This is a genomic window from Mycobacteroides franklinii, assembly GCF_001853795.1.
GTDB lineage: Bacteria > Actinomycetota > Actinomycetes > Mycobacteriales > Mycobacteriaceae > Mycobacterium > Mycobacterium franklinii.
On sequence record NZ_MLIK01000019.1, the window covers coordinates 1,390,298 to 1,407,205 of the forward strand.

The following is a 16,908-nucleotide window of genomic DNA, read 5'->3' on the forward strand; positions in this document are numbered from 1 at the left end:
AGGGGATCCGTCTAAGCACGTCAAGAAAGTACGCAGAGAATCAGTGTGCGCTCAGGCACATCCTCGATCATCTGACAATTTCGGGAATCTTCGCGGCGTTTTTCACCATTCTGTACAGTCCTGTGAAATGAGCGTTCCCGTGCGCTGGGTGCTGGATCAGCCAGACCTGAAACTCACCCTGAAGGGTGGCGTCGCAGGTTTAGGCCGCGAGATCAACCTGGCGCTGACCACCGAACTTGCCGATCCGGCACCGTGGCTATCCGGCGGAGAGCTGGTACTCACCACGGGCATCGGGCTGCCCACGAGCGCTCGCGAGCGACGGCGCTATCTGCACGCTCTCGACGAAAATAACGTCGCGGCATTGGGATTCGGTACCGGGTTGACGTTCGACGAGGTGCCGCCGGAGTTGGTGGCGTCCGCCGATGAGCTGGGCATGCCGGTCGTGGAGGTGCCGCTGCGCACCCCGTTTGCCGCGGTGGTCAAGACGGTAAGCACTCGTATCGCCGAATTGGAATACGACGCGGTGTTGCGTGCATCGCGGGCTCAACCCCGGATTACCCGCGCGATCGTCAACGGAGGTGTACAAGCGGTCACCGCGGAACTGGGACGGTCCTTGCGCGCCAATGTCGTGGTGCTGGACTCCGGGGGCACGGTGATCGCAAGTCATCCGCGCAATCTGGATGTCGCGACGGTCAATCTGGTGCGCGGTGCGTTGACGCCGGGTGCGTCGGCGGGCTCGCACCAGCTGGACCCGGGAATCACTGTCTCGCAACAGACGATCGGCGTGGGCGGGACGTCGTACGGAGTGTTGGCCGTCGTCAGCAGGACGCCGCTGACCTTTGTGGACCAGGTTCTGCTGGGACATGCAAATTCTTTGTTGGCCTTGGACTTTGACAAGCCGTCGCGGTTGCAGGAGGCGCAACGGCAGTTGAATGGGCAGGCCCTGGGATTGCTGCTCAGCGACGGCAAGAACCTGGACCCCGTGTGGGCGCAGTTGGCACAAGCCGCCGACAGGCGTGGGCGCATCCGAGTGTTGGTGGTGGACGCCGAATCGCAGGCGGCACTGGTGCGGGCGCTGGCCTCGATCACCCGGACCATGGAGTCGGCGGGCTATCCGGTCTTCGCGCATACTGGCGAAGCCCAGCTGACCGTCGTGCTGCCGGGGTTCGAGACTGCCGACTTCGCACGCCGATTGTTCGGCGAAGTGGACGGGCGCAGCAAGAAGGGTCTGCGGGCAGGCTTGAGCGGAGCGCACCCGGTGGGTCGGCTCGTCGACGCGGTGCAGAACGCGAGGCTCGCCGCATCGGTGGCCGAACGCGGCGGGATGCCGCTGGAACTCACCTCGCTGGCGGGGAGTGCACTGCTGTCCTTCGGTGCCAGTCGCGAGGTGCTGGTCGCCGTCGCCAACGCGACGCTGGCGCCCGTCGCCGAGCACGATGCCGCCCACGGCACCGAGCTGATGGCATCGCTACGGGCTTATCTGGAAGCCAACGGCCATTGGGAATCGGCGGCCGCCGCTATGGCTGTGCACCGCCATACGCTGCGGAAACGGATCGAAACTGCGCAGTCGCTACTGGCTTGTGACCTCGATATCGCGCGTGTGCGTGCCGAGCTGCTGCTGGCGATGCTGGCGGGAACGCCCGGCGTCGGCAACTAAAACGGGTACGCGAAATCGCATCGCGCCGGGTCTCAGTAGTGCTACCTTATTAGAACAGGTTCCAGTTTCGGGGTTATTTATGCAGGTGAATAGATCGTGAGCGCCATGGTTGAAGCGTCACCGGTGCGGCCAGCCGCCATGCCGTCGACCAGGCGCCAACATGAGCAGTACAAGCGCATGCTCGACGCGGCCGAAGAACTCGCCATGACACGCGAGCTCGACCACGTTCAGATGCACGATGTCGCCAAGTACGCCAACGTTGCCATCGGCACGTTGTACCGGTACTTCCCGACAAAGCGCCATCTGTTCGTCTCGGCGCTCGTGCGCGAATCCGAACGGCTTGTCGGCCGCATGCCCTCGCTCCCTGACGGCGAGCGGCAAGCGCCGGCAGACCGGGTGGCCGAGGCCTTGGTGCGAGCGCTGCGCGGGCTGACGCGGCGGCGCATGCTGGCGATCGCGATGATCCGGTCCTCGAACTCGGCCTCACTGGCCGAGGTGCCGGATCTGATGCAGATCGAGAAGCGGTTCCACGAGCTGATATCCGAGGTGGCCGGGTTGTCCGATCCGACCGATGAGGATGAGGCCGTGATCAGGCTGCTGGTACATCAGTGGTTCGGTTGTATCCAGGTGTGCCTCAACGGTGGTCTCACCGTGGCGCAGGCCGAGGACGATCTGCGCCGGGCAGCACGGCTGTTGATGCGCGACTGGCGCGCGGTGGGATGAGCGTCGGGCAGCGTTAGTTCGACGCCAATGCCGTCAGTGCCGCGTCGATGGCGAGTGCGGGGACATCGATGGTCTTGGAACCCAGGTCATGGCGTGCACCGGTGATCTCCACGATCGTCGCGCCGCCCGGAATGAGCGACGACGCCTCCTTGAGTTCGGCGATGGTGCCGAAGGCATCCGACGTGCCATGGGTGAACACCGTCGGCACCTGGATGTCGGGGAGATGGTCGATGCGCAGCCGGTCGGGTTTACCGGGCGGATGCAGCGGATAGGAGAACAGCGTCAGGACGTCGACGATCGGCCCCTTTTCCGCGACCAGCATCGAGGTTTGACGTCCACCGTACGAATGACCGCCCGCCAGCAGCGGACCATCCACCATGGCGCGAGCCATGTTGATCACCTCGGCGATACCCGCACGGTCCTTATCGGCCGACGAGGTCGAGGGGGGACCGCTCGGCCGGTTGCGTCGGAAGGGCATATCGAACCGAATCGCCAGCCAACCGCGCTCCGCCCATGTCGTGCACAACAGGCGCAGCATGGGGGAGTGACAACTGCCGCCGGCACCATGGGTGAGCACCACAGCACCACGAGGATGCCCGTCGGGATGGTGGGCGATTCCGGCGATATCCGGAAGTTCCTCGGTGCTCACGCATTCAGCCTAAACAGGGCCGATACCGGCCCATGGCCCTGGCCCAGAGGGTAGGCGGCCTTGAGGCACTCGGTGATCCACCGTTTTCCGAAGGCGACGGCTTCGGTGACGGAGAGCCCATGTGCCAGAGCGCAACTGATGGATGCCGCGAGGGTATCCCCGGCGCCGTGGTCGTGTCCGGTGTCCACGCGTTCGACGGGAAAGTAGTGGAACTCGGTGCCGTCGAAGAGAAGGTCGGTGCTGGTGTCACTGGACCGCAGGTGCCCACCTTTCACCAGGGCCCATTGTGGGCCGAGGGCATGCAGCTTTCGCGCCGCCTCTCGTTGCGACTCTTCGTCGACGACGTCGACGTCCACGAGTAGTCGTACCTCGTCCAGATTGGGAGTGACGAGCGTTGCCAACGGAAACAGTTGGGTACGTAGGGCATCGAGCGCGCTGGGATGTAGCAGCGGGTCGCCGTGCATGGAGGCGCACACGGGATCGACCACCAACGGGACATCCGCAGCCACCTCGCCCCACGTATCGGCGATGGCCTCGATGATCGGAGCCGAGGCCAGCATCCCGGTCTTGGCGGCCTGGATGCCGATGTCGGTGATTACCACTTCCATTTGCGCGGCCACCACCGCCGGCGGAATTTCGTGGAAACCCTTGACACCCAGTGAGTTCTGTACCGTCACCGCGGTCACCGCCACGCACCCGTGCACGCCGAGCAGTGCCATGGTGCGCATATCGGCTTGAATACCTGCCCCGCCCCCGGAGTCGGACCCAGCGATGGTCATCGCCCGAACCGGCGTAGCGCCCGGCTCCGGGAGGGGTAGGAACATGGAACTCATGCTCTGCCTACGAGATGGGCAGGTAGACCCGGTTGCCGTGTTCGGCGAACTCCGCGGACTTCTCTTCCATGCCGCGGGCCAGCATCGCGTCGATGTCCTCCTGGGTCTCCAAACCGTTCTGGGCCGCGAACTCCCGGATATCGGCGGTGATGCGCATCGAGCAGAACTTCGGGCCGCACATCGAGCAGAAGTGTGCCGTCTTGGCCGGTTCGGCAGGCAACGTCTCGTCGTGGAACTCCCGGGCGGTGTCCGGGTCCAGCGAGAGATTGAACTGGTCATCCCAGCGGAACTCGAAGCGCGCCTTGGATAGTGCGTTGTCGCGCAGCTGGGCGCGCGGGTGTCCCTTGGCGAGGTCGGCGGCGTGCGCGGCGATCTTGTAGGCGATCACCCCGTCCTTGACGTCCTTGCGGTCCGGCAGACCCAGGTGTTCTTTGGGGGTGACGTAGCAGAGCATCGCGGTGCCGGCCTGGGCGATGATCGCCGCCCCGATGGCCGAGGTGATGTGGTCGTAGGCCGGAGCGATATCGGTCGCGAGCGGGCCCAGGGTGTAGAACGGGGCCTCTTCGCACAGCTCCTCCTCGAGCTTCACGTTCTCGACGATCTTGTGCATGGGAACGTGGCCGGGGCCCTCGATCATCACCTGCACGCCATGGGATTTCGCGATCTTCGTCAGTTCGCCGAGGGTGCGCAGCTCGGCGAACTGTGCCTCGTCGTTGGCGTCGGCGATGGACCCGGGACGCAGGCCGTCGCCGAGCGAGAAGGTCACGTCGTAACGTGCGAGGATCTCGCACAGTTCCTCGAAGTGTGTGTACAGGAACGATTCCCGGTGGTGCGCCAGGCACCAGGCGGCCATGATCGACCCGCCACGCGAGACGATGCCGGTGACGCGCTTGGCGGTCAGCGGCACGTATCGCAGCAGCACGCCGGCGTGCACGGTCATGTAGTCCACGCCCTGCTCAGCCTGCTCGATCACGGTGTCGCGGTACAGCTCCCAGGTGAGTGCGGCCGGGTCGCCGTTGGTCTTTTCCAGCGCCTGGTAGATCGGCACGGTGCCGACGGGGACGGGGGAGTTGCGCAGGATCCATTCGCGGGTCTGGTGGATGTCCTTACCGGTGGACAGGTCCATGATGTTGTCGGCGCCCCAGCGGATGGCCCACACCATCTTCTCGACTTCCTCGGCGATCGAGGAGGTGACGGCCGAATTACCGATATTGGCATTGATCTTCACGCCGAAGGCCTTGCCGATGATCATCGGCTCGCTCTCCGGGTGCTTGTGGTTGGCCGGAATCACGGCCCGGCCCGCGGCGACCTCGGTGCGCACCAGCTCGGCCGGCACCCCCTCGCGCACGGCGATGAATTCCATCTCGGCGGTGATCTCGCCGGCACGGGCGCGCTGCAGCTGGGTGCCGCGGTCGGTCACGATCCCGGCGCGTGGTGGCAGACCCTTCTGCAGATCGATCACCGCATGGGAATCGGTGTACGGGCCAGAGGTGTCGTACAGGTCCAGGTGCTCACCGTTGGTGAGGTTCACCCGGCGCTGCGGCACGCGCAGGCCACTGTCGAGGTCCTGGTAGATCTTCTCGCTGCCCTGAATGGGGCCGGTGGTGACGGTTTCCGGGGCCTGAGAACGGGTTGATTGAGTCGACATGATTCTTCCTCCCTACGCCGGCATTACCCGGTCAGGTTCATACGGTCGACGGCCCTAGCCGTCCTCTCAGCGCACTGGTGCGCGCTCCCGTGTTTTGTGTTTTGGGGCTGTTCGTTGACGAACATTGGCCACGCTACTCGGTGGTCCGCAGATTTCTCCGTCGAGTGGGTGTCTCACGCGGATTTTCGGCCAGATTTCCGAGTGAGGTTCACGCTCGAACCGAGTTGGGTGACGCCTGCACTCCTATCCGACCTGACGGATGCGCGCCACAGACTTTCGGAATATAGTTTCCCTTGCTAAAGTTATCCACGGTGGTATCCAAAAAAGACGGCCGGTCGGAGCTGCCCGCGTCGGGGAGAAGCGCGCAACGAGGGTGACGATGACTGATTTGATGACACGGACCGACGAAACACTTGCGGATATCGAGACCGCGCGACGTCGGCTTCGGGTGGATCGCGACCATCCGCACTACAAGTGGGTCGCACTGTCGAACACCACGCTGGGTGTGCTGCTGGCGACCATCAACTCGTCGATCGTGCTGATCTCGCTGCCGGCAATCTTCCGGGGCATCGGCCTCAACCCGCTGGCCCCCGGAAACGTGAGCTATCTGCTGTGGATGCTCATGGGCTACCTGCTGGCCTCGGCGGTTCTGGTGGTGCTGTTTGGCCGGCTCGGCGATATGTACGGACGGGTCCGCATCTACAACATGGGCTTCGTCGTCTTCACGGTCGCGGCGGTGGTGTTGTCCTTCGACCCCTTCCACTATGGCGGCGGTGCGGTGTGGCTCATCGCCTGGCGTGTGGTGCAAGGTGTGGGCGGAGCCATGCTGATGGCCAACTCATCGGCCATCCTCACCGATGCCTTCCCCTCCACGCAGCGCGGATTGGCACTGGGTATCAATCAGGTGGCCGCGGTGGCCGGATCATTCCTCGGACTGTTGATCGGAGGCGTTCTCTCCGAATGGGATTGGCGTGCCATCTTCTGGGTGGGCGTGCCGGTGGGCCTGCTGGGCACCGTGTGGTCATACCGCTCCCTTGTCGAGATCGACCAGCCCACACCGGGCAAGCTGGACTGGGCGGGCACTGTCACCGTGGCGCTGGGCCTCACGGTGTTGCTCACCGCAATCACGTATGGCATTCAGCCCTATGGCAATTCGAGCACCGGATGGGGCAACCCGCTGGTTTACGGATCGCTGATTGCCGGCCTCGCACTGCTCGCGTTGTTCTGCGTGATCGAGGCCCGGGTGGCCGACCCGATGCTCGATATTCGGTTGTTCAAGAACCGGGCCTTCGGGCTGGGCAACCTGGCCAATCTGCTGGCGTCGGTGGGGCGTGGCGGCCTGCAGTTCATGCTCATCATCTGGCTGCAGGGCATCTGGTTGCCGTTGCGCGGATACAGCTACGAGTCGACCCCGCTGTGGGCCGGAATCTTCTTGCTGCCCATGACGGTTGGTTTCCTGGTGGCGGGCCCGGTCGCGGGCCTGCTGTCGGATCGGTACGGAGCCCGCCCCTTCGCCACCGGCGGCATGGTGCTGTCCGCGGCGACGTTCCTGGCCCTCGTCGCCATCCCGGTGAACTTCAACTACTGGGTGTTCGCAACGCTGATCTTCCTCAACGGGCTGGGGTCGGCGATCTTCACCGCGCCCAATACCGCCGCCATCATGTCCAGCGTGCCGGCGCATCAGCGCGGGGCGGCCTCGGGCGTGCGCGGCACCTTTTTCAACGCGGGTAGCTCGCTGTCCATCGGAATCTTCTTCTCGCTCATGATCGTCGGGCTTTCGGCGACCTTGCCGTCGGCCATGCAGTCGGGACTCACCGCGCAGGGCGTGCCCGCATCCACGGCCGCCGAGGTGTCCAGCCTGCCACCGGTGGGCAGCCTGTTCGCGGCATTCCTGGGCTACAACCCGGTGAGTGAACTACTCGGTCCGTCAGGTGTTCTGAACCAGCCGGGAGTCAACGCGGCGGAGCTGACCGGGCAGACGTTCTTCCCGAATCTCATCACCGAGCCGTTCCATGCCGGTCTGGTCGTCGTGTTCGTCGCCGCCGCGCTGATGATGGCGATCGCAGCGCTCGCCTCGCTGGGCACCGGCGGTAAGTACGCCCACCCGGACGACTGAGCCGGCCGTTGGCAGGCTCGGGGAAATTAGTCCAGATCGACGACGACGGGGGCGTGATCGCTCGCGCCCTTGCCCTTGCGTTCCTCGCGGTCGATGTGGGCATCGCGCACCCGCTTGGCGAATTCCGGTGAGCCGAGGACGAAGTCGATGCGCATCCCGCGCTTCTTGGGGAAGCTCAGCTGGGTGTAGTCCCAATAGGTGTACACCCCGGGGCCGGGGGTGAAGGGCCGCACGACATCGGCGAATCCGGCGTCGTTCATCGCCGTGAAGGCGCTGCGCTCGGGCTCGGACACATGGGTGCTGCCCTGGTAGGCCTCGACGCTCCAAATGTCGTCGTCGGTGGGTGCGATGTTCCAGTCGCCAACCAGCGCCACCTGTGCCGCGGGATCCGCGGCAAGCCAACCGGCCGCCTCATCGCGCAATGCCGACAGCCACCGCAGTTTGTACGGGTAGTGCGGATCCTCGAGGGTCCGGCCGTTCGGGACGTACAGGCTCCACACTCGCACCCCGTTGCAGGTGGCGCCGAGTGCTCGGGCCTCGACGGTCTCCTCCGCGTCTTCGCCGGCCGCCCACCCGGGCTGGGCGGGGAAGCCGACGGTCACGTCCTCCAGCCCCACTCGAGAGGCGATGGCCACGCCGTTCCACTGGCTGAAGCCCACATGCGCCACCTCGTACCCGGCATCGGTGAACGCCTGCATGGGGAACTGCTTGTCCGAGCACTTGGTCTCTTGCATGGCAAGCACATCCGTGCCGGAGCGCTCCAGCCAGGAGATCACCCGGTCGGCACGGGCACGGATCGAGTTCACATTCCAGGTGGCCAATCGCATGCGGTAAACCCTACTTTCCGAAATGAGGAGCGCCCGACGCGTCGATACGCGCATACCGATATCGATGTTGCTCGGCGAAACCCAAGGTTGGATACAGCGCCAACGCCGCGGCGTTCCCCGCACGCACCTGGACATAGGCCCGGCGGGCACCCTGCGCGGCGCCCCAGCTCAGCAGTGCGTCACACACCTGCCGGGCCAGCCCGCGCCGCCGGTGAGCCTCGGCCACCCGCACCGCCGAAATGCCGAGCCAGCCCTCAGTGACCGCGCCCCGGGCAATGGCCGCTGTTGAACCGTCGACGGCGACCGATGCGAATCCCAGCGTTCCGTCCACCACGGCGGTCAGCACCGGCACCGTCAACGGATGGCTGTCGCCGTGTAGAACAAGCCAATCCACCGAAGGCTCGGCGGGCAGCGGGTCGGAATGCGATTCATCCAGATCCCGCACCATCACCACGGTTTCATCGCTGGTGGCCAGCTCGTCCGGCGGGTGGATCAATCGGTCGGGCAGGCACAACAGGGTGGGCAGATCGTGTTTGGAGTACCACGCGGCCACATCGTCGAGCGAGCGCGGCGATGCTGAATGTTCTAGTGGGACGGCCGAATTACCGCGGTGAGTGTGTCCGCCTGCGGCTCTGACGAACCATCCGTCCACCCATGTGTGCTCGATACCGGGCCACGCAAAAGCCGCCGCCCGCTGCGCCGATCTGATGTCTCGATTGAGCACCGGGACCGGTGGCAGCACGCGCACCGAGACAATGTCGTCGGGCGAAATATCAACTACCGCACCGGATTTATGCAGTACCTGCACAGCCGGAGCTGTCGCCACCAAATCGCCGACGGTGTCGGTAAACGGGGGTACCGAGCCGGCCGGTCGCCTACTGCGGATGGCCACCCGCGTCCCGAGGGCAGGGAACGGCACTGCGCGGCTTACTTAATGACCGAACGGATCGGCGACTTGTCCTGGTGTCCAACTCAATCCGGGCACGCCCCAGCCGTTGGACTTGACCGCACGTTTAGCGGCCCGGGTGTTCCGTCCAACCAGCTTGTCTATATAGAGGAATCCGTCGAGGTGTCCGGTCTCGTGCTGCAGCATGCGCGCGAACAGATCGTTGCCCTCGAGGATGATCTCTTTGCCGTCGGCGTCCAGGCCGGTGACTCGCGCCCAGCTTGCGCGCCCGGTGGGGAAGGACTCGCCGGGCACCGACAGGCACCCCTCCTCGTCGTCATCCGGGTCGGGCATCGTTTCCGGGATGGCGGAGGTCTCCAGGACCGGGTTGATCACCACGCCGCGATGACGGGTGCCGCCGCCGCGGGTGTCGGCGCAGTCGTAGACGAAGAGCCGCAGGGGCACGCCGATCTGATTGGCGGCCAGTCCGACGCCATTGGCGGCGTCCATGGTCTCGTACATGTTCGCGATCAGCTCGGGCAGATCGGCGGGCAGCGAACCGTCGGGACCGACCGGAACGGGCTCGGTAGGCGTGTGTAGCACCGGGTCGCCAACGATGCGGATAGGAACAATAGCCACGGAAGGCAAGCTATCGGCTCGGTATTGGCGGCCGACGCGCGGGGTTGGCTAGCCGCAGTTGCGGTTTGAGCGTGGTTAAATATCGCCGAACCACAGTGTTGTAGTTATCGCGATCAATCGAAACGCAAGTCGAAAATGCCCCGGTTGGGTCTAGGAGCTTCTATGGACGGCGCCCAGGCGCGAGCTGAGCAGTCGAAGGCTGCGAACGCTGGTCAGGATTCGCCTGCCGTCGGCTCGGACGGAGTCGAGATTGCTGCCGGTCTGAGCCGGCGCGAGCACGACATCCTGGCCTTCGAACGGCAGTGGTGGAAGTACGCGGGTTCCAAGGAAGACGCCATCAAGGAGCTCTTCGGCATGTCGGCCACCCGCTACTACCAGGTGCTTAACGCCCTGGTGGATCGACAAGAAGCCCTGGCCGCGGACCCGATGCTGGTCAAACGACTGCGCAGATTGCGTGCCAGCCGTCAGAAAGCCCGGGCCGCGCGCCGGCTGGGTTTTGAGGTCACGTAGCGGTCTCTGGGAGATCGCGGAACAGCCCGGCTAAATAGGTGTTGGCGCCCGCGGACCGTACAGTGGATTCACAATGAACGAACGCGTACCCGATTCTCATGGCCTCCCGCTGCGCGCCATGGTGATGGTGCTGCTGTTTCTCGGAGTGATCTTCCTGCTTGTCGGGTTCAACGCACTCGGATCCGATAAGTCCGCGTCATCCGACTCGACGTCCACATCGGTCAGCGCCGCCGCAGCCCCCAAATCGACGACACCGCCCCCGGCTCCCAAGCCCGAGGTTCGTGTCTACAACACCACCTCGGTGCCCGATCTGGCGCGGGGCGCTGCCGACCAGGTCACCGCCGCCGGCTGGAAGGTCGCCGAAGTAGGCAACCTGCCCATGCCCGAGGTCAACGTGACGACGGTCTTCTTCGGCAAGACTGCCGGCGAAGAAGAAGCCGCCCATGAAATCGCCAAGGTGCTCGGCGTACAGGCCGCACCGCGCGCACCCGAGCTCGTCGAACAGCCGCCGGGTGTGGTCGTCGCCGTCGCCATCTGATTGATCCCGACGGATCAGCACTGCGGGTGCTACGCGCCGTAGGAGAGATGGCATGATGAAGCCCATGGTTAAGCCCGCCGTTCTTGCCTCCGGAACCCTTGCTGCCGTTGCCTTGTCCCTGAGCGGATGCTCCCCGGATCAGCAGGCCAGCACCACGCCGGGCACCACGCCTCCGGTGTGGACCGGGTCCACTGCGCCCGCGACCGCGGGCGAGCACGGGGGCCACGGCGGCGAGCAGCCGGTTCCGGTGGGAGAGAAGCTCAACGCCACGCTCAAGCTCGCCGACGGCACCCCGGTGGCCACCGCGCAGTTCGTGTTCCAGGACGGTTACGCGACCATCAGTGTGAAGACCACGCAAAACGGCAAGCTCACCCCGGGGTTCCACGGGCTGCACATCCACTCGTTCAAGAAGTGCGAGCCCAGCTCGACCGCGCCCAGTGGGGGAGCGCCCGGTGATTTCCTTTCCGCGGGCGGGCATTTCAACGTCCCCGGATACACCGGCCACCCCTCGAGCGGTGACCTGGTGTCGCTGAACATCCTCAAGGACGGTTCGGGCGAGCTGGTTACCACCGCAGACTCGTTCACCAAGGACGATCTGATCGCTGGCAACGGCACCGCGATCATCATCCACGAGAAGGCGGACAACTTCGCCAACATCCCGCCGGAGCGGTACACCCAGGCCAACGGCACCGCGGGCCCCGATGACACCACCAAGTCGACGGGCGACGCAGGCAAGCGTGTTGCCTGTGGTCTCATCGACGCGGGCTAGCGATCCGGGTGGCCCGTCCGATTGAATTCCGCGGGTCGCCGCGACCTACGCTGGGAGTTGAGTGGGAGTTCGCACTCGTCGACGCCCAGACCCGGGATCTCACCAACGAGGCGTCCGCGGTACTCGCGGCCATCGGTGAGACTCCGCACGTCCACAAAGAGCTGCTGCGGAACACCATCGAGGTGGTGACGGGTATCTGCGGGACGGTGTCGGAAGCGATGCAAGACCTGCAGACAACGTTGGCGACCGTGCGCCCGACTGTGCAGTCGATGGGTATGGAGCTGTTCTGCGCCGGCACACACCCCTTCGCCCGTTGGTCTGCGCAACAGCTCACCGACGCACCCCGGTACGACGAGCTGATTGCCCGGACGCAATGGTGGGGTCGGCAGATGCTGATCTGGGGGGTGCACGTGCACGTCGGTATCTCCTCCAAACACAAGGTGATGCCGATCGTGACGTCGATGCTCAACTACTACCCGCACCTTTTGGCGCTCTCTGCCTCCTCGCCGATGTGGGAGGGACAGGACACCGGGTACGCCAGTAACCGGGCGATGATGTTTCAGCAGCTGCCCACCGCGGGCCTGCCGTTCCATTTCCAGACCTGGGAGCAGTTCGAGGGCTTCGCCGATGACCAGATGAAGACCGGAATCATCGATCATCTCAATGAAATCCGTTGGGACATCAGGCCTTCACCCGCGCTCGGCACGGTTGAGGTCCGGATCTTCGATGGGATATCCAATGTCGCCGAACTTGAGGCACTTGTCGCGCTCACGCACTGCCTGGTGGTGGACCTGGATCGCAAGTTGGAGGCGGGCGAATCATTGCCCACCATGCCCCCCTGGCATGTACAGGAAAACAAATGGCGCAGTGCGCGTTACGGTCTCGACGCCGTCATCATCCTGGATGAGGACAGCAATGAGCGGCTGGTGACCGATGACCTCGACGACTTGCTGACCCGGCTACAGCCCATCGCACGGCTGCTGGAATGCGAGAAGGAACTCGCCGCGGTCGAAGAGATCTATCGGCACGGCGGGTCCTACCAGCGTCAGCGGCGAGTCGCCGAAGAGCATGACGGAGACTTGGGCGCGGTGGTGGACTCGGTGGTCAACGAGTTGGAGCCCGTCCGCTAGACCGACAACCAGCAGTCCAGGATCGCCGCCGCCTGCTGCTCCGGATTTCCTGCTGTGTCATCATCGGGCCGCAGCACCAGATCGGCCTTCTCGGGGGCCTCGTACGGTGCGTTGACTCCGGTAAAGTCACTGATCTCGCCGGCGCGGGCCTTGGCGTACATGCCCTTTGGGTCGCGTTGTTCGCATATCTCCACTGGCGTGTCGACGAAAACCTCGATGAACGGTAGCCCGGCCTTTTCGTGCTGAGCACGGATCTTGTCGCGATCGGCACGATACGGGCTGATGAGCGCGGCCACCGCGACAACACCCGAATCGGAGAGGATCTGCGCGACAGCACCGACACGACGCACGTTCTCGGCGCGGTCGGCCGCCGAGAATCCGAGGTCGGCGTTGAGGCCGTGCCGCAGGTTGTCTCCGTCGAGTCGATAGGCGGGGATGCCCATGGCCACCAGTCGGCGCTCCAATTCCACTGCCACGGTGGATTTTCCGGAGGCCGAGAGCCCGGTGATCCAGATCGTGCCGCCCTTGGTGGAACGATCTTCCCGAGAGATCGCCGAGGAATGCCAGACAACCTTGGACTGGTGCAGGGTGGGGCCGGAAATCATGCCCGCCGCGACCGTGTTGTTGGTGGCCTCGTCGACCAGGATGAAACTGCCCGTGGTGCGGTTGCGCCGATAGGGGTCGAACATGATCGGGCGCTGCAGCCGCAGCTGCACCCGGCCGATCTCGTTGAGTTTGAGCTCCTTTGCCTCCTGATCGCGGTGCAGGCTGTTGACATCGAGTCGGTAGTCAAGTCCCGCGATGGCGGCCTTCACGGTCGAGTTCGCGTGCTGCATGACGAATCGCGATCCCTCGGACAGCGTCGACACATCGGTGAACCAGCACACCATGGCATCGATCTGCGCTCCAACCAACGGCCGGTTGTTGGGACGGCAGAGCATATCGCCGCGGCCCAGGTCCAACTGGTCGGCGAGTTGCACGCTCACCGCGCTCCCCGCGAAGGCCTCGTCCACGACAGATCCACCCGGGCCCCAGATCGCCGACACCGTTGAGGTGAAACCGGAAGGCAGCGCCACAATTTCGTCACCGGGCTTGAACACGCCGCTGGCGACGGTCCCGGAGACGGCGCGGAAGTCATGCAGATCGGTGATCTGATCGGCACCGGGTGCCGCCGCCCCGCCTTGCGGTCGGATGACGTACTGGATGGGGAAGCGCGCGTCGATCAGGTTGCGATCTGACGAAATGTGTACCTGCTCAATGTGATGCAGCAGAGACGGGCCCTCATACCACGGAGTGTTCGTGGATCGGGTGACAATGTTGTCGCCGAGCAGAGCCGACACGGGGATGACGGTGAGGTCATGCAGCTCCAGCTTGGTGGCGAATCGCCGGAACTCCTCCTTGATTTCGTCGAATCGTTGAGGTGACCAGTCGACCAGGTCCATCTTGTTGATGCACAGCACCACATGTTCGACACCGAGCAGCGAGGTGATGAAGGCGTGCCGGCGGGTTTGTTGGGTCAGCCCATTGCGGGCGTCGACCAGAATGATCGCCAAGTCGGCCGTGGAAGCGCCGGTCACCATGTTGCGGGTGTACTGCTCGTGCCCCGGAGTATCGGCGATGATGAATTTGCGTGCGGGCGTGGAGAAGTAGCGATGCGCGACGTCAATCGTGATGCCTTGCTCACGCTCGGCGCGCAGGCCGTCGGTCAGCAGAGCCAGGTTGGTCTGCGTTTCACCCTTCGCCTTGCTGCTGGCTTCCACCGCGGCCAGCTGATCGGCGAAGATCGACTTCGAGTCGTAGAGCAAGCGGCCGATGAGCGTGGACTTGCCGTCGTCCACGCTGCCCGCGGTGGCGATGCGGATGAGCTCCTGGGCCGGCTCGGCGGTTTCGATGGTTGTTGCGCTCATCAGAAGTAGCCCTCTTTCTTGCGGTCTTCCATACCGGCCTCGGAGATCCGGTCATCGGCACGGGTGGCTCCCCGCTCGGTAATACGCGTGGCGGCAACCTCTTCCACCACAGCGCTCGGAGTCGACGCAATGGACTCGACGGCTCCCGTGCAGGTCGCGTCGCCGATGGTGCGGAACCGGACCGACTTCTCGACGAACTCTTCGCCGGGCCGTAAGACGAGGAACTTAGTTTCTGCCAACAGCATTCCGTCGCGTTCCACCACGTTGCGCTTGTGCGCGTAGTACAGCGGCGGCAGCGTGATGTTCTCCGATTCGATGTACTGCCAGATATCCAGCTCGGTCCAGTTGGACAGCGGGAACACCCGAATATGCTCGCCCTTGCGGTGGCGGCCGTTGTAGATGTTCCAGAGTTCGGGGCGCTGCGCGCGCGGATCCCACTGGCCGAACTCATCGCGGAAGCTGAACACCCGCTCCTTGGCACGGGCCTTCTCTTCGTCGCGGCGTGCGCCACCGAACACCGCGTCGAAGCGGTGCTCGTTGATGCTGCGCAACAAGGTCGCGGTCTGCAGGCGGTTACGCGTGGCACCAGGTCCGGTCTCCTCGACGACGGCGCCCGAGTCGATATCGTCCTGCACGCTGCCGACTTCTAGTCGCAGGTTGTAGCGGCCTACTGTCTCGTCGCGAAACGCGATGACCTCGTCGAAGTTGTGGCCGGTGTCGATGTGCATGACGGGGAAGGGCAACGGTGACGGCCAGAACGCCTTGGCCGCGACATGCAGCATGACTACGGAATCCTTGCCGCCGGAGAACAGCAGCACGGGCCTTTCGAAGGTTGCCGCTACCTCGCGGAATATGTAGACCGCCTCAGCTTCTAGGGCGTTCAAGTGCGATAACTCGTAGGACTCGGCTGACGATGAGCCTCTTGGGCGAAGAACATCGGGCGATGTCGGCATTTCCATAACTCCATTCGGTCCAAATATGTACCGTATCGGTTCGTATTCGGTCCAGCCCAGAGTAGAACGCGTTCTCGTGAGGTGTCAATGGCTGAATGGCACTCGGAAAGCCCGCACGGGTGCGGATCGAGTGTTTTCCGTTCGATCAATACCGAACATCGAACGCGATCTGACGTGCGGAAACGTCTCAGGCGGGCTTGATGCCGCCGATGTGTTCGGTGATGCCGTCTGCGGTGCGCACGAGCGCCTTGGCGCGAACCGTGATCTCTGCGTCGGTGAGGTCGTCGGCGATATAGAGGCTGGCGACCATGGCCTGCTTGCCGTTGTGGTCGTACACCGGTGCCGACATCACGTTCACCCGGTGGCGGACCTTGGCGCCGGAGCCGACGGTGTAGTTCTCGCTGCGTAGGTAGACCCGTTCGCCGATTCCCGACACGATCTCGCCGAGGAGCGCGCGCAGCTCATTGGGGATGTCACCGGGTACCCCGGCCATGAGCGAATAGAGCTGCCGGCCGGCGGGGGTCAGCAGTTCGACGAGGTAGCCATCCGCGCGGCATTCGTCGATCACCTTGCGCAGGCGGTAATCCGCGGTGCGCCCGGGCGCCGTCGGGTCCTTGGCCAGCCAGGAGGCGATGGTCTCGTCGGTGTCCCAGAGCACGAACATCAGGCCCACCGGAGGGGTGAACGGATAGCTTTGGCCCACCTCCACCCGTACGGGATGATCCGGATCGCTCACCACCTCCAGTACGGTCACCCGATCGCTGACGACCGCGGACAGGGCCGCGGTGTGCCCGAATTCCCGGGTAAGCGTTAACAATTGGTCGCGGCTGGCGGGCTTGGCACGCAGTGACTCCTGGGCGGCTCTGCCGATGCGGATGAGTGCCGGGCCCAGGCTGTACGTCTTGTCACGGTCATCTCGGATGAGAAACCCAGACTCAGCCAGGGTGGTCACGATGCCCAGGCACGTGGGCTTGCTCAGGCCCAGCCGGCGCGCCAACTCGGATAACCCGAAGCGCTCGGTGCGGTGCTTCGCCAGGAAGTCGAGCACGGCCATCACGCGTTCGGTGGGCGGCGACGTTCTGCCGCCCCCGTTTTCCCGGTCCTCGACCACCCTGAAACCTCC

16 protein-coding genes and 1 riboswitch are annotated in these 16,908 nt (G+C 64.5%); of the genes, 7 read left to right on the forward strand and 9 right to left on the reverse strand.

Annotated features, from left to right (window positions below):
* Positions 1 to 139: 139 nt before the first annotated feature.
* On the forward strand, positions 140 to 1,657 hold the full coding sequence (locus BKG76_RS14345; protein WP_083338116.1) for a PucR family transcriptional regulator: 1,518 nt from the start codon (positions 140 to 142) through the stop codon (positions 1,655 to 1,657).
* A 105-nt stretch (positions 1,658 to 1,762) separates the two neighbouring features.
* On the forward strand, positions 1,763 to 2,380 hold the full coding sequence (locus BKG76_RS14350) for a TetR family transcriptional regulator (RefSeq protein ID WP_070938220.1): 618 nt from the start codon (positions 1,763 to 1,765) through the stop codon (positions 2,378 to 2,380).
* A gap of 13 nt (positions 2,381 to 2,393) precedes the next feature.
* On the opposite strand, the gene BKG76_RS14355 is transcribed toward BKG76_RS14350, so the two are convergent.
* From BKG76_RS14355 to thiC, 3 genes are all read right to left on the reverse strand, one after another.
* A complete protein-coding gene (locus tag BKG76_RS14355; protein ID WP_070938221.1) occupies positions 2,394 to 3,029 on the reverse strand; it encodes an alpha/beta hydrolase family protein in 636 nt (211 codons plus the stop codon).
* Complete coding sequence (gene thiD, locus BKG76_RS14360; RefSeq protein ID WP_109420742.1) at positions 3,026 to 3,862, reverse strand: bifunctional hydroxymethylpyrimidine kinase/phosphomethylpyrimidine kinase; 837 nt, start codon at positions 3,860 to 3,862, stop codon at positions 3,026 to 3,028. The genes BKG76_RS14355 and thiD overlap by 4 nt, the downstream gene beginning before the upstream one ends.
* Before the next feature lie 7 nt (positions 3,863 to 3,869).
* Positions 3,870 to 5,510 carry a phosphomethylpyrimidine synthase ThiC gene (gene thiC, locus BKG76_RS14365; protein ID WP_070938223.1) on the reverse strand — a complete coding sequence of 547 codons (1,641 nt, stop codon included), beginning with the start codon at positions 5,508 to 5,510 and terminating at the stop codon, positions 3,870 to 3,872.
* Positions 5,503 to 5,611, reverse strand: a riboswitch (TPP riboswitch). (Overlaps the previous gene by 8 nt.)
* 278 nt (positions 5,612 to 5,889) lie before the next feature.
* On the opposite strand from thiC, the gene BKG76_RS14370 reads away from it, so the two are divergent.
* Positions 5,890 to 7,626: an MFS transporter gene (locus BKG76_RS14370; RefSeq protein WP_070939239.1), complete on the forward strand. Its 1,737-nt coding sequence runs from the start codon at positions 5,890 to 5,892 to the stop codon at positions 7,624 to 7,626.
* 26 nt (positions 7,627 to 7,652) lie between these two features.
* Here BKG76_RS14370 and BKG76_RS14375 read toward each other — a convergent pair whose 3' ends face one another.
* Genes BKG76_RS14375 through BKG76_RS14385 form a run of 3 tightly spaced genes read right to left on the reverse strand, consistent with a single transcriptional unit; the run spans position 7,653 to position 9,978 of the window.
* Positions 7,653 to 8,453, reverse strand: a complete 801-nt coding sequence (locus BKG76_RS14375; protein ID WP_070938224.1) for an exodeoxyribonuclease III — start codon at positions 8,451 to 8,453, stop codon at positions 7,653 to 7,655.
* A 10-nt stretch (positions 8,454 to 8,463) separates the two neighbouring features.
* Complete coding sequence (locus BKG76_RS14380) at positions 8,464 to 9,372, reverse strand: N-acetylglutamate synthase, CG3035 family (protein WP_083338041.1); 909 nt, start codon at positions 9,370 to 9,372, stop codon at positions 8,464 to 8,466.
* 12 nt (positions 9,373 to 9,384) lie between these two features.
* Positions 9,385 to 9,978: a peptide deformylase gene (locus BKG76_RS14385; RefSeq protein ID WP_070938225.1), complete on the reverse strand. Its 594-nt coding sequence runs from the start codon at positions 9,976 to 9,978 to the stop codon at positions 9,385 to 9,387.
* Between the two features lie 162 nt (positions 9,979 to 10,140).
* Between BKG76_RS14385 and BKG76_RS14390 the strand changes: the two genes are divergently transcribed.
* The 4 genes from BKG76_RS14390 (at position 10,141) to BKG76_RS14405 (ending at position 12,925) form a co-directional block, all read left to right on the forward strand.
* Entirely contained in the window at positions 10,141 to 10,488 is a 348-nt protein-coding gene (locus BKG76_RS14390) for a DUF3263 domain-containing protein (protein WP_030096299.1), read from the forward strand.
* A 73-nt stretch (positions 10,489 to 10,561) separates the two neighbouring features.
* Complete coding sequence (locus tag BKG76_RS14395; RefSeq protein WP_030096300.1) at positions 10,562 to 11,026, forward strand: LytR C-terminal domain-containing protein; 465 nt, start codon at positions 10,562 to 10,564, stop codon at positions 11,024 to 11,026.
* Between the two features lie 52 nt (positions 11,027 to 11,078).
* Positions 11,079 to 11,795, forward strand: coding sequence for a superoxide dismutase[Cu-Zn] (sodC, locus tag BKG76_RS14400; protein WP_070938226.1), 717 nt, complete (start codon positions 11,079 to 11,081; stop codon positions 11,793 to 11,795).
* 8 nt (positions 11,796 to 11,803) lie between these two features.
* Positions 11,804 to 12,925, forward strand: coding sequence for a glutamate--cysteine ligase (locus tag BKG76_RS14405; RefSeq protein ID WP_070938227.1), 1,122 nt, complete (start codon positions 11,804 to 11,806; stop codon positions 12,923 to 12,925).
* Here the strand turns inward: BKG76_RS14405 and cysC are convergent.
* The 3 genes from cysC to BKG76_RS14420 all read right to left on the reverse strand — a co-directional run bounded on the left by cysC (position 12,922) and on the right by BKG76_RS14420 (position 16,896).
* The gene (gene cysC, locus BKG76_RS14410) at positions 12,922 to 14,832 is read right to left on the reverse strand and encodes an adenylyl-sulfate kinase (protein WP_070938228.1); all 1,911 of its coding nucleotides are present in this window, start codon (positions 14,830 to 14,832) and stop codon (positions 12,922 to 12,924) included. The two genes, BKG76_RS14405 and cysC, sit on opposite strands and share 4 nt — an antisense overlap.
* Positions 14,832 to 15,785, reverse strand: a complete 954-nt coding sequence (gene cysD / locus BKG76_RS14415; RefSeq protein WP_070939241.1) for a sulfate adenylyltransferase subunit CysD — start codon at positions 15,783 to 15,785, stop codon at positions 14,832 to 14,834. The genes cysC and cysD overlap by 1 nt, the downstream gene beginning before the upstream one ends.
* Positions 15,786 to 15,972: 187 nt before the next feature.
* The gene (locus BKG76_RS14420; protein ID WP_070938229.1) at positions 15,973 to 16,896 is read right to left on the reverse strand and encodes an IclR family transcriptional regulator; all 924 of its coding nucleotides are present in this window, start codon (positions 16,894 to 16,896) and stop codon (positions 15,973 to 15,975) included.
* Positions 16,897 to 16,908 lie beyond the last annotated feature (12 nt).

What these genes read in the sequence shown, in the direction of transcription:
- BKG76_RS14350 (WP_070938220.1), top strand. Translation starts at nt 1,763, where the DNA reads ATGGTTGAAGCGTCACCGGTGCGGCCAGCCGCCATGCCGTCGACCAGG.
- thiD (WP_109420742.1), bottom strand. Translation starts at nt 3,862, where the DNA reads ATGAGTTCCATGTTCCTACCCCTCCCGGAGCCGGGCGCTACGCCGGTT.
- thiC (WP_070938223.1), bottom strand. Translation starts at nt 5,510, where the DNA reads ATGTCGACTCAATCAACCCGTTCTCAGGCCCCGGAAACCGTCACCACC.
- BKG76_RS14370 (WP_070939239.1), top strand. Translation starts at nt 5,890, where the DNA reads ATGACTGATTTGATGACACGGACCGACGAAACACTTGCGGATATCGAG.
- BKG76_RS14375 (WP_070938224.1), bottom strand. Translation starts at nt 8,453, where the DNA reads ATGCGATTGGCCACCTGGAATGTGAACTCGATCCGTGCCCGTGCCGAC.
- BKG76_RS14390 (WP_030096299.1), top strand. Translation starts at nt 10,141, where the DNA reads ATGGACGGCGCCCAGGCGCGAGCTGAGCAGTCGAAGGCTGCGAACGCT.
- BKG76_RS14395 (WP_030096300.1), top strand. Translation starts at nt 10,562, where the DNA reads ATGAACGAACGCGTACCCGATTCTCATGGCCTCCCGCTGCGCGCCATG.
- sodC (WP_070938226.1), top strand. Translation starts at nt 11,079, where the DNA reads ATGATGAAGCCCATGGTTAAGCCCGCCGTTCTTGCCTCCGGAACCCTT.
- cysC (WP_070938228.1), bottom strand. Translation starts at nt 14,832, where the DNA reads ATGAGCGCAACAACCATCGAAACCGCCGAGCCGGCCCAGGAGCTCATC.
- cysD (WP_070939241.1), bottom strand. Translation starts at nt 15,785, where the DNA reads ATGCCGACATCGCCCGATGTTCTTCGCCCAAGAGGCTCATCGTCAGCC.